This is a genomic window from Bacillus sp. (in: firmicutes), from assembly GCF_031983925.1.
GTDB lineage: Bacteria > Bacillota > Bacilli > Bacillales > Bacillaceae_G > Bacillus_A > Bacillus_A pacificus.
Genome location: NZ_DALYZR010000008.1, coordinates 147,825 through 159,842 on the forward strand (window position 1 = coordinate 147,825; position 12,018 = coordinate 159,842).

Genomic DNA, 12,018 nt, shown 5'->3' on the forward strand with positions numbered 1-12,018 from the left:
ACACCTCCTATTATCTAAATATTCTGTATAATTATGTTAGATTCCTTCTTTCAATTTCTAATATTTCACCATATGAAAAAGCCTATTTTGAAATAGGCTTTTTCTACTACCTCTTATAATCATTCGCAATCACTTGAATCACACGATATGATTCGTCTACTACTATCTTATTACTAGTCTTATTCGCATCATATGTAATTAACGCTTTCCAAAGTGCCCATCCTCTTGCTCTATTCCATGTTTCTTCATCTATTTGCAATACTTCTTGAAATACCTTTCTACTAAACCAGTATCAATTTGATTCATTCACTATCCCCTTTTCTTTTGAAACTTACTAAGTCCATCTGTACTGCCAACATATTCAAAACCATTTCTCTTATAAAAATCATTTAATATGCGATTATGCCCTACACAATCTAGTTTTAAAAACTCTTTATCATGTTGTATATTCTCTTCTATCCACTGTAACATCCATTCTCCTATTCCGTTCCCCTTATACTTCCGTTTCACCGCAAATCTATGAATATATAATGAATTAGAAACTTCCTCTTTCCCAAAAATATATTCATCCCATTCATTTTGTTTAGGAGATACTGTAACCGTACCGACAATTTCATCTCCTTTCGTAACCACATATGTATATTTCTTTTTTATACTTTCTAGTATTTCAGCCGTAGCTTCTTCTCCTAACAGATACTGCCACTGATCCACTTCTCTATGTTGTAGCCACTGTGCCACTTCTTTTAATAGCGTGATAATTCTATCACCTTCCTCTTCCGTAGCAATTCGAATTGTATATTCTTTAACTGTAGTTCTCTCCATATTACCGTTCCCCTTTCATATACTTACTTTTCTCTTTACTAATTTCGCTTTTATACATTATATACCAAAATTAGCTACTATATTTACAGCTTGTATTTCACAAAAAAACCGTCTCACTACTAGTGAAACGGTTTTAATTCCTTAAACATTCACTTCGTCTTCACAAAATAATATAAAAACCACACCGCATGATTTTGTTCATCGGCAGCTATTCTGCGCATTAACTCTTTCAAATGTGCATCCGATGTTTCATCTGAAATTTCTAAGTAAAAATCTACTGTCTTCTGTTCATCTTGTATAGCGAATTCTAATCCTTGTAAGTACGTATTTGGACAATCTTCCGTAATTTGTGGTTTCGGCTGCTGACCAGTTAAATTTGTATAGATTTGTACAAAATGATGGAAATGCTTTATTTCATCGTTACGAATTTCAAGAATTTGATTTCGTTCCGCCGTATTTGGAGCCAGGTTAGCTAATTTCGCATAGCAACTTATTGCACTAAACTCTCCATTAATTGCTTTCTCAATATCGCGAATCAGCTTATCATTTTGCCTATACGAATCATAATAATTCCAATTATACACTGTATCCCCTCCATTATTCCGCATAACATTTTATGCAATTTGTAATAGCAGGAGCATGTATACAAAAAGAACCACAAATGCGAACTCTTCATTTCCCTATAGACTAATCATTATTTCATCACAAAAAGAACGCTTCACTACGAGTGAAACGTTCTTTTTTCTAAGCGTTTAATTCTGTTTTATGTTCCTTTATTGCACTACGTTTGAAAGCAGTCAATAGAATAATAGCCATACTTACCGCACCAATCCAAACGAGTACAGTAAGAGGTGTACTCCAGCTTAACCCTTTTCCGAAGAAGAATATTTCTCTCAGTCCTTCAATCATAAATCGCATTGGCAACCATGCGTACACCCAGTCTTGATAAAATGGCGACAACATTTCCGGTGCTAATGATAATAACGGTGCCCCAAAGAATAGTAAGAGTGCGAATACACCAATTCCTTTTAGTCCAACTAATGAAAGTACGGCCGATATCATTAAGAAGAAACTAAAGGATGTAATAGATAAAAATAGTGCTGTATCAGTGAAATTTGAAATATTTAATCCTACCATTCCATCCGCAATCCATGTAAGACCGAATCCAATAACAAATGCGGCAATTGCGCCTGTTACGATTTGCTTTAGTTTTAATACGAAGTTTTCTTTTCTTGTACGAATCGGCATTTTACTTATCGCCATAAAGATAATTGCTGCGCTCGCTAAACTTGCAATCCATAACGGTTGGAATAAAGACATTGGCGAGTTACCGTTCGCACTATTTTTGCCGGTTTCATTTACATTTGTCACTTTCTTTGTAATCGGTGTTACTACATTTGAAACTTGATCTGCTGTTAATGTAGCTCCTTTTGCTTTTAATCCATCTAGGAGCTGAGTACGAACAGTATTGTTCATATTATCAATGATCCCATTTAACATTTGTCCTGCCATAGATGATGCTGCTGTATTCATTCCTTGATTGATGAATATTTCTACCTCTGGCGAAGATGGCTGTGGTGTTCGTAATGATGCTTGTTTTGTACTAAAGTCTTTTGGAATAACTAATGCTGCGTAATACTCTTGATTATTTAAGCCTTTTTGAACTATTTCTTTATTTTTCACTTCTACCCACTTCACTGCGGGTTCTTCATCTGATTTTGATGTTTTTTTCATATTATCAACAATCGTTTGCCCCATATTCATCTTCAGTTGATTCGGAATTTCTACTCCTTGATCCTCATTTACAATTGCGATTGGCAAGTTTTTCGACTGAGGCTGAACAGTTGGAAATAACGTTAATGAAAAAATAAAAACAACAAGTAGTGCAATAACTGGTGATAACCATAAAAGTTTATTATTAAACATTTTCTTTTCTCCTCCTATCATTTGATTTATAATAACCAACAACGTGTTGTTTATTTATATTTGAATTATATGTTTGAGTTGAACCTTATACAATAATCAAAAATCGTGAATGTGTCGGTTATAAGACACATTCTTAAAATGTGTTGGCTAAAATTAAGGAGGGACATACTTTGCGTGATAGTAACTTAGATTTACGTGTTGTTCGCACGAAAACTGCCATACGAAATGCATTTGTGGAACTAATTGAAGAAAAAGGTTTTGACGCCATTACAGTGAAAGATATTACAACGAAAGCAAACATAAATCGCGGTACGTTTTATGCACATTATCAAGATAAGTTTGATTTAATGACGAAATGCCAAGAAGAAATTATGTATAAGTTTTCTAGCATTGCTAAACAGAAACTTCCGGAAGTTATTGCTGATCTCGGCTCAAGCCCTTCCCCAACAATGCCGTTTATACCCATCACTTCTATTCTTGAATTTCTAAATGAAAATAGTGATTTTATGAAAGCTGTATTAAGTCCAAAAGGAGATTTATCTTTCCAAACAAAATTGAAAGACTTTATGTGGAAAACAATATTTGAAGATACGAATGGCGCTCTCATTAATAAAGAGAATTTACTTGTCCCAAGCCAATACTTAGCCTCTTATATGGCATCTGCTCATATTGGTGTGATTCAGCAATGGTTAAATAACGGGCAAAAAGAAACACCTGAGGAAATTGCTCGTATTTTATCAACAATCGCAGTTCATGGACCTTTTTATGCGGCTGGTTTAAAGAAATAAGTCAAGTATATATGAAAAGATCATCCACTATAATAGCGGATGATCTTTTATTTCATTACAACACTTCAATATACCCTTCAGTCCCATGTACCCGTATTTGTTGTCCGTCTTTTATTAATTTTGTAGCATTCTCTACTCCAACGACTGCTGGTAATCCGTATTCACGTGCAATTACTGCTCCGTGCGTCATAAGTCCGCCAACTTCAGTGACTAACCCTTTTATAGACACAAACAATGGTGTCCAGCCGGGGTCAGTAAACGCAGTAACTAATATATCTCCTTCTTCTAAATTCGCTTCTTCCATGTTTAAAATAACGCGAGCCCTTCCCTCAATCACTCCTGAAGAAACAGGCAAACCTACAATCGCATCAGCTGGGAGGTTTTCTCGTTTATATTTACCTGTAATGATTTCTCCATCAGACGTCATGATACGAGGAGGCGTTAGTTTTTCATATAATTTGTAATCATTTTTTTGTTTTTGAATAAGCTCGTAATCTAGTTTATTCGTGCGAACAACTTCGTGAAGCTCTTCAAAAGTTAGATAGTATATATCATTAACTTCATGAATGACACCGATCTGCACAAGTTGCTCAGCTTCTTTCAGCAACGCCTGCTTATATATGAAATAACGATTAATCATACCATATTTCGGATATTCACGATAACCGATAAAATTACGTATATTACGAATCATTCGCTTCGTTTCTTCTACCTTTTGTTTTCCATCCGGCAATTGCTGCAATCGCTCTAATAATTCTTCTTCCTTTTTCAAAGCTTCTTGCAGTCCTTCTTCAAATTTCCGTTTACTAGCACCCGCTTCAAAGTCTCTTATATTATTTAAAACCATCGGAATAATTGTAGTTGGCTTTTCACTCCAGCGCGTTTTCGTAATATCAATTTCTCCGCTACATCTCATTCCGTATTTATTTAGAAAAGTTAGAATTGCATCTCGGGCTTCTTCTCCACCTTTAAACTGAACTATTTCATCTAAAAAGTTATCGTTTTCTACATGTTGTAAATGCGCAATAACTTCTGGGTACGGCCGAATCACATCCGCAACATCCATTAATGCTAAACCCATTTCTGACGTAATATTGTTTTGTACCGATTGAGAAAGTGTATCTGCTGCATTTTTTTCGCCTAACCATTGCTCCATCTTTTCATTCATCCATATTGAAGCATTCATACCTGCCATAATGACAGCGATACTTTGCGGGTTAAATAATACTTTCTTTAATTGCTGAATATCTTCCAAAATAAAATCAAGTACATCCGTCCCTGATTTCGTTTGCATGTTTCGTTTTAACTCTTCGATTGATGCTTCACTATTCTGTATTAAATTCGTAACGATTGCCGGATCATTTTCGATTTCTGATTGCGGATTTACAGGTTGCTTACTTTTACTAACAATCTTTTCTTTTTCATCATCCGGCAACAATGTAATAAAATTATCTCGCTCGATTATAGTCGTTAATGCATCTCTTACGAGTGGATCTGATTTTCCTAAAGTATTTATTAAATAATCTCTGCTAGCAGGTGAAGCTAATTGTTGTGTAGCATCAACAAACAGCCGTCCTCCCGCTTTACGCATAGGAGCATTAGTCGTTAACAGGAAAAAAGATAACCCAAGCGGTTTCATCGCATCGGTCATCATTTGTTGGTGACCAACTGATATATACACATGATTTCCCCCATCATTTTCTTCAGGAATTGGATATACAGTCGTAATGGGGCGACTTTGGACAATATAAAATACGTTATCGACTAAACACCATTCTATATCTTGTGGACAGCCAAAATAAGCTTCAATCTGTCTTCCGATCTGTTCTAGTTGTAATATTTGTTGTTCAGACAATGTTTGAACCTTTTGCTGAGCCGGATCAATTTGTTTCGTCTCTGTTCCGCCCTCTTTTACAGCATAAATAGCTAATTTTTTAGTCGCTATCATCGTTTCGGTAATTTTGCCTTCTTTTACTTTATAATTATCGGCAGAGACCAGTCCTGATACTAACGCCTCACCAAGTCCAAAACTGGCATCAATTGATAGCACCTTTCGGTTAGAAGTAACCGGATCAGCCGTAAATAAAATTCCCGAAGCCTCAGGGAAAACCATTTTTTGAACGACAACACATATAGAAACTTGATTATGTTCAAAACCATTTTGCATGCGGTACATAACGGCTCGCTCTGTAAATAAAGACGCCCAGCACTTTCTTACATGCTGCAAAATCGCTTCTTTTCCGATAATATTTAAATACGTATCTTGTTGACCAGCAAATGAAGCATACGGTAAATCTTCAGCCGTCGCACTAGAGCGCACGGCATACGCATGTTCATTTCCAAAACGTGAGAGATACTGAGTTACTGCTTCCACTACATCAGTAGGGATTTGTACTGCCATAATGACTTCTCTAATCTTCTTGCTAACTTCACCAATTTGAGCTCGGTCTTCACGCTTCAACTTGGTTAACTGCTGCAACAAAGTACGAAAATCTTCATTTTGCTCGATGGCCTTTTCATATCCTACTGTTGTCACACAAAATCCTTCTGGCACTTGTATCCCTTGAATATTAGATAACTCCCCTAAATTCAATCCTTTTCCACCGACAAGTGAAAGCTGCACCTTTTCTATTTCCTGAAAATCGAGAACGAAAGAACTCATATAACATCTCTCCTTACTTTGCATGTGTTCTTGATTGTAGCAGGAGTAAATGAGAAGAAACAGTCTATTTTGAACTTGATTTACGTGGTATAATTAAGTTAGGAAGAAATAATAAGATGCCCCAGTTGCTGTGTTTGGCAACTGGGGCATCTCATTTAATACCCGTCTTCAACTTAAATAGTTCTATTGTTTCAGCGGCTTTAATATATCCACCAGCATTTTTTAAAGTACATTTGATTTTATGACTATTTTCTAAGTATACATCATTCGATAATACTTCCATTACTGCATTATATAATGTCACTGGAGTAAGCTTTTTTAGATTTAATTGTATGCCAGCTTTTAAATCTTCTATTCTTTGGGCCACTATCGGTTGATCTCCCATAACTGGGATAACGATCATAGGAACGCCAAAATATAAGCTTTCACTAGAACTATTCATTCCCCCATGCGTAATAAAAAGATTAGCTTGTTTCAATACCTCTAACTGAGGCACATAATTATAAACTTTGAAATTAGATGGGATATTTTTCAATTGGTTGATGTCAATATGTTTTCCTACGGACAATATGATGGTAGCAGGAAAATTTTTAAATGCTTCAAAACATATGTAATAAAAATCCATCTGTTGATTAAATACAGTTCCCATAGAAATATAAATGAGTTTCTCTTCTTCCTTCTGTTTAAAAGTAATTTCTTGCATATCTTTCCGTGATGTAATAGAGGGGCCAACAAAGATATAAGAATCATCCAATTCCTCCACATCAGGTTGGAAAAATTCAGACGTATATACGATAGTAATATTTCCAGCACAAGTCATTACATTTTTCTTTTCATTCATAGAAAAGCCATATACCTTTTGCCACTCTTCTAAAATATGCGTAACTTCTTGATAAAGAGGTGATTTTTTGTCTCCTTCATTATGATTGTTCATCAATGCGTTAAATAACTTTTTCGTAACTGCAAATGTTGTGCATGAAGAGATTTTAGGTAAATGTAATGCTTCAGCTATGATCCATCCTACTGCAAAATTGTTATCATATATTACGTAATCATACTTTTCTTCTTTCAACTCTTCTATAACAATCTTTATTATTTTATCCATGGATTTTACCATATGTAATAATAGTTCAGAGGGATCTATTTCTCCATTCATCCTTTTCAACATGTCTACTTTTGCTAAAAAATTTTCATATGGACGAAACAAAGCTCCTGTTTTTTCAATTTTCTCCTTATACTCCTCTACACAATAATAAACAACCTCTTCCCCTCTTTTTACTAATTCTTCAATAAGTGCAAGAGTTGGGTTCACATGTCCTTCCCCTGGAAAATTAAACATTAGTACCTTTGCCATATGATAGTTCCTCCTCTTAAATAAAAACTTCCTATAATCAAGTACGTTTCTCTCCTCATTTTAATAAGGGCACTTGTGATAGTAAATGTAATAAACGAGTAAGAAACAAAGTCAGTATACTGTAAAGTGAAACTTTAATCAGTGGGGTCTTACTGCCCATTAAAGCGGGAGAAAACGATATCCCCCAAAATGGATTTTCAAAATTAGGGAACTATAATGTCATATTGGAATAAGTTAAGGGGGAGAAAAAGTGGACAATGAAATGAATTATGGAAGTGATTACAAGTTTATTCCAGCAACTTCAATTGAAAGTGGTCATGGCCTCGAAGTATTGCCTGATTTATTTTGCTACACGATTCAAATCGTCAACATATGTTTTGTTGGAAATCCGCATACCGATGATTTTGTTTTAGTTGATGCTGGAATGCCTAAATGTGCAAATGAAATTATATCTGTTACTGAGAAGCGATTTGGTACAAATAGCCGTCCACAAGCAATTATTTTAACTCATGGGCATTTTGATCATGTTGGAGGAATAATTGAACTCATTAAGTATTGGGATGTTCCAGTCTATGCTCATGAAATGGAGATACCGTTCTTGACTGGACAACAAAGCTATCCTGAACCAGATCCAACAGTTGAAGGTGGTATAGTAGCGAAAATGTCGCCTCTGTTCCCTAACGAACCGATTGATTTAGGAAATAGCGTAACCGTATTACCTGCAGATGGAACCGTTCCTCATATGCCAGAGTTTAGATGGATTCATACACCAGGGCATACTCCTGGGCATATTTCATTATTTCGAGAAAAAGACCGAACTTTAATTGCTGGTGATGCTTTTGTTACAGTGAAACAGGAATATCTATATAAAGTATTTACTCAGGAACAGGAAATAAGCGGCCCCCCTCGTTATTTAACAACAGACTGGAAAGCCGCTAAAGAATCAGTCATTAAATTAGAAGAATTAAAGCCTCTGGTCGCTATTACTGGACATGGGATACCGATGTCAGGTGATTTGCTATCAACAAGCCTCAACACACTCGTTCAAGAATTTGATAAAATTGCTGTACCTGATTACGGAAAATATGTAGATAAAAAGGCACATTAAGCAAAAAAAATTTGGTTTTAATATTAAATAATTAAAATATACTTCAAAATCAAAATAGAAAAAATTATTAAGTTTAGTGAAAAAACACTGTACTTAAGCAACATCTCTATTATAAGGATAGACCTACCCTTTGTGAATAAAACTCGATATTCCGCAAATACTATCCGTAGTATAAGCCTGCTTCTTACCCAGCTTGTACCTCTTCCCATTAAAGAGTAATTAAAACGGGTTACGCTATATAAAAGCATAACCCGTTTTTAATGAAATATTTTATTCCATATACGTTTAAACAATGGAGGAAAAGGATGAAACATATTGTTGCTTTATTAATTAAATACACAGCGATAACTGCAGTATTACTAATCATACTTAGTATCTTTAAAGGCATTTCAATTCCTAGAGTATTACTCATTTCTCTTTTCCTTACAGGAGCTGCCTATTTAATCGGAGATCTCTTCATTTTACCTAAATACGGAAATATGATTGCTACAATAGCAGATGTCGGCTTAAGCTTCTTCGGAATTTGGTTACTAACATCCTTGTTTACTAATTTAGATGCTACTCGTAATATTGGACTTTCTTCATTTATAGCCGCTTTAATTATTGGTGGAACAGAAATTTTCTTCCACATTTATATGAAGAGGTTAGTACTGCGTAACGAGAATACATTAAGAAATCACAATCATATTCAGCATGATAACTATGCTATGGAAATGTCAGATGAATATATAGATTCTTCTACAATAAATAAATCCAAGCTTGAGGATACATCTAAAAAATAAAAAAGTGGCCAATGCCACTTTTTTATTTTTGTTTATTAAGCTTGATCAGAGTTTTTCACATGTAACGGAGGTGGTACTACCCATCCTTTTTTCTTACTTAAACGTAGCAAAGTTACACCTGCTTGCGCTTTTTTCATATGAAATTGTCCAAATAGCATGCCTACATCTTCTCGAAGGCATTTTCCCATTACTTGACTACATGTCACAAGACCAGCTGCTAATCCTGTAGAAACAGCTGCTGCTATTTCAACATCATTAATACGCGCTCCTGGAGGAATGTCTTCAATAGATGCAACTGGTCGTTCTGGAGGCGCAGGTGGTAAAGCAACCCCATTAACTTTTAAAAGCGCCTTTAATTCTTCTATTTCCGAATTCATGTCATTTTCAATTAAGCCTTCTAGAAACTTTTTCAAATCTTCATCACCTGTGTGATTCATAAATACTTGGTGACTTGCAACGGCACCTTGTGCAGCTAAAAGATAACTCCAAATATCAAATACTTCTCCGTAATGTAACGGTTCATTTTGAGGATTTCCACTTAAAATACCCATTTTTAAATTCCTCCCTTTCGAAAATATCATAATCAATATTGATTTCAATATTGAAATCAAATTTTTAAGTATGCTTTTTCCTGCAAAAGATTTTCTACTATGCATGGAAAACACCTTTCCAACACTGTGTGTTTATTGTTTAGGAAAGTAGTTTACAAATCAAATACTCAAAGATTATGAAAGAAGATTATCAATAATCTTTGAGTGAGAATCCATTTACTATAAGGGTTTTTATTTTTACACATATACAAAAGAAATTGATTTACATATCTACTATATTGTATGTCAATTTACTTAGCGGTTAGCTCTACCACCAAGTTGTTGTTCAGCCATTGCTACTAAACGTTTTGTAATTTCACCACCAACAGATCCATTTGAACGAGCTGTTGTATCTGCACCAAGTTGTACACCAAACTCTTGTGCAATTTCATATTTCATTTGATCAAGAGCCTGTTCAGCACCTCGAACTAACAATTCATTACGATTTCCACTATTATTGTTTGCCATATTATTTCACCTCCGATGTTTTTAATATGCTACAGATTATGAAATAATAATTATCCTTTTTATGGGAATTAGTTTATGAATAAATATTGAATTTCTTCTTAAAATAGTGCAGAAGACATAAGAAAGAAGAGTTGCTATAACATACTGTCATAACAACACTATGTATAGATTCCTCTTTACTAAAGATTTCTGTTTTGCCAAGAGATACATATAAAGTGAAACTTTAATCAGCCCTCACCAATCGGGCTTTTACGTGCAGCCCGCCCCCCCACCTAACTTCTTTGCTTCCGCTGAATTTTGAGGTGGGGATCTTACTGCCCGTTAATGCGGGATAAATTTTGAAAAATGATTCCTAAGGAGATACGAGATGAAAGCTGTAACCTATCAAGGTCCAAACCAAGTACAAGTTAAACAAGTGGATGATGCAAAGTTAGAAAAAAAAGATGATATTATTGTAAAAATTACTTCAACCGCTATTTGCGGTTCTGATTTACATTTATATCAAGGTAACATGCCTTTACCACAAGGATATATTATTGGCCACGAGCCAATGGGTATTGTTGAAGAAGTAGGACCAGATGTTACGAAAGTGAAAAAAGGCGATCGTGTTGTTATCCCCTTCAACGTTGCTTGTGGACATTGTTTCTATTGCCAACATGAAATGGAAAGTCAATGTGATAACTCCAATCCTCATTATGATTCTGGTGGATACTTTGGTTATACAGAGAAATTTGGTAATCATCCGGGCGGACAAGCTGAATATTTAAAAGTTCCTTTTGGAAATTTCACGCCATTTGTTATACCAGAATCATGCGAACTGGAAGATGAATCTCTACTGTTTTTATCCGATGTTTTGCCAACAGCTTATTGGAGTGTAATAAACGCAGGCGTTAAGCGAGGTGATACTGTTATCGTCCTTGGTTGTGGACCTGTTGGATTAATGACACAAAAATTCGCTTGGATGCAAGGTGCTAAACGCGTAATTGCAGTCGATTACTTAGATTATCGGATAAATTATGCAAAAAAGATTAACAATGTTGAGGTATTTGAGTTCACAAAATTTCCTGATATGGGAGAACATTTAAAAGAAATCACACATGGCGGTGCGGATGTAGTCATTGATTGCGTGGGAATGGATGGAAAAAAATCGCCTCTAGAATTTCTGGAACAAAAATTGAAATTACAAGGCGGAACTCTCGGCCCTATTCAAATTGCTACGAAAGCCGTAAGAAAATATGGAACGGTTCAAATGACCGGCGTTTATGGCGGCAACTATAATGCCTTCCCACTCGGTGCATTTTGGGTTAGAAATATTAATCTTAAAATGGGACAAGCACCTGTCATTCATTTTATGCCAGAACTATTTGAAAAAATAACAAATAAAGAATTTGATCCAAAAGAGATTATTACGCACAAAATCCCCCTTGAAGAAGCGAGCTACGGTTATCAAATTTTTAATAATCGTGAAGATGATTGTATAAAAGTCATTTTGAAACCTTGAAAATTGATATGTGGGTG

General features: G+C 35.2%; 11 protein-coding genes and 1 pseudogene. 4 read left to right on the top strand and 8 right to left on the bottom strand.

Features of this window, described 5'->3' with window-relative positions:
- Nucleotides 1–106: 106 nt before the first annotated feature.
- The 4 genes and pseudogenes from RTP99_RS20740 to RTP99_RS20755 all read right to left on the bottom strand — a co-directional run.
- Nucleotides 107–283: pseudogene (locus RTP99_RS20740) on the bottom strand (aminoglycoside phosphotransferase); the annotation flags it as partial.
- Between the two features lie 26 nt (nt 284–309).
- A complete protein-coding gene (locus tag RTP99_RS20745) occupies nt 310–822 on the bottom strand; it encodes a GNAT family N-acetyltransferase (RefSeq protein WP_000442624.1) in 513 nt (170 codons plus the stop codon).
- 149 nt (nt 823–971) lie between these two features.
- Entirely contained in the window at nt 972–1,406 is a 435-nt protein-coding gene (locus RTP99_RS20750; protein WP_000283009.1) for a ferritin-like domain-containing protein, read from the bottom strand.
- A 160-nt stretch (nt 1,407–1,566) separates the two neighbouring features.
- Nucleotides 1,567–2,748, bottom strand: a complete 1,182-nt coding sequence (locus RTP99_RS20755; RefSeq protein WP_000482923.1) for a YhgE/Pip domain-containing protein — start codon at nt 2,746–2,748, stop codon at nt 1,567–1,569.
- A 170-nt stretch (nt 2,749–2,918) separates the two neighbouring features.
- On the opposite strand from RTP99_RS20755, the gene RTP99_RS20760 reads away from it, so the two are divergent.
- Nucleotides 2,919–3,536, top strand: coding sequence for a TetR/AcrR family transcriptional regulator (locus tag RTP99_RS20760; protein ID WP_001205685.1), 618 nt, complete (start codon nt 2,919–2,921; stop codon nt 3,534–3,536).
- A gap of 55 nt (nt 3,537–3,591) precedes the next feature.
- On the opposite strand, the gene ppsA is transcribed toward RTP99_RS20760, so the two are convergent.
- Nucleotides 3,592–6,198 (bottom strand): phosphoenolpyruvate synthase, encoded by a 2,607-nt coding sequence (gene ppsA, locus RTP99_RS20765; RefSeq protein WP_000094207.1) that lies wholly within the window; start codon nt 6,196–6,198, stop codon nt 3,592–3,594.
- A gap of 151 nt (nt 6,199–6,349) precedes the next feature.
- Nucleotides 6,350–7,552: a macrolide family glycosyltransferase gene (locus RTP99_RS20770; RefSeq protein WP_001151406.1), complete on the bottom strand. Its 1,203-nt coding sequence runs from the start codon at nt 7,550–7,552 to the stop codon at nt 6,350–6,352.
- A gap of 250 nt (nt 7,553–7,802) precedes the next feature.
- Between RTP99_RS20770 and RTP99_RS20775 the strand changes: the two genes are divergently transcribed.
- Nucleotides 7,803–8,660 carry an MBL fold metallo-hydrolase gene (locus RTP99_RS20775; protein ID WP_000368292.1) on the top strand — a complete coding sequence of 286 codons (858 nt, stop codon included), beginning with the start codon at nt 7,803–7,805 and terminating at the stop codon, nt 8,658–8,660.
- A gap of 305 nt (nt 8,661–8,965) precedes the next feature.
- Nucleotides 8,966–9,442, top strand: coding sequence for a YndM family protein (locus RTP99_RS20780; protein ID WP_000680658.1), 477 nt, complete (start codon nt 8,966–8,968; stop codon nt 9,440–9,442).
- Nucleotides 9,443–9,477: 35 nt separating this feature from the next.
- On the opposite strand, the gene RTP99_RS20785 is transcribed toward RTP99_RS20780, so the two are convergent.
- Together RTP99_RS20785 and sasP are read right to left on the bottom strand one after the other, a co-directional pair.
- The gene (locus RTP99_RS20785; protein ID WP_000512137.1) at nt 9,478–9,993 is read right to left on the bottom strand and encodes a DUF3231 family protein; all 516 of its coding nucleotides are present in this window, start codon (nt 9,991–9,993) and stop codon (nt 9,478–9,480) included.
- Between the two features lie 294 nt (nt 9,994–10,287).
- Nucleotides 10,288–10,500 carry a small acid-soluble spore protein, SasP family gene (gene sasP, locus RTP99_RS20790; protein ID WP_000002833.1) on the bottom strand — a complete coding sequence of 71 codons (213 nt, stop codon included), beginning with the start codon at nt 10,498–10,500 and terminating at the stop codon, nt 10,288–10,290.
- A 367-nt stretch (nt 10,501–10,867) separates the two neighbouring features.
- Between sasP and RTP99_RS20795 the strand changes: the two genes are divergently transcribed.
- Entirely contained in the window at nt 10,868–12,001 is a 1,134-nt protein-coding gene (locus tag RTP99_RS20795) for a zinc-dependent alcohol dehydrogenase (RefSeq protein WP_000649081.1), read from the top strand.
- Nucleotides 12,002–12,018: the final 17 nt, after the last annotated feature.

Coding starts and splice junctions, on each gene's coding strand:
- ppsA (WP_000094207.1), bottom strand. CDS start 6,198: ATGAGTTCTTTCGTTCTCGATTTTCAGGAAATAGAAAAGGTGCAGCTT.
- RTP99_RS20755 (WP_000482923.1), bottom strand. CDS start 2,748: ATGTTTAATAATAAACTTTTATGGTTATCACCAGTTATTGCACTACTT.
- RTP99_RS20795 (WP_000649081.1), top strand. CDS start 10,868: ATGAAAGCTGTAACCTATCAAGGTCCAAACCAAGTACAAGTTAAACAA.
- sasP (WP_000002833.1), bottom strand. CDS start 10,500: ATGGCAAACAATAATAGTGGAAATCGTAATGAATTGTTAGTTCGAGGT.
- RTP99_RS20785 (WP_000512137.1), bottom strand. CDS start 9,993: ATGGGTATTTTAAGTGGAAATCCTCAAAATGAACCGTTACATTACGGA.
- RTP99_RS20770 (WP_001151406.1), bottom strand. CDS start 7,552: ATGGCAAAGGTACTAATGTTTAATTTTCCAGGGGAAGGACATGTGAAC.
- RTP99_RS20745 (WP_000442624.1), bottom strand. CDS start 822: ATGGAGAGAACTACAGTTAAAGAATATACAATTCGAATTGCTACGGAA.
- RTP99_RS20780 (WP_000680658.1), top strand. CDS start 8,966: ATGAAACATATTGTTGCTTTATTAATTAAATACACAGCGATAACTGCA.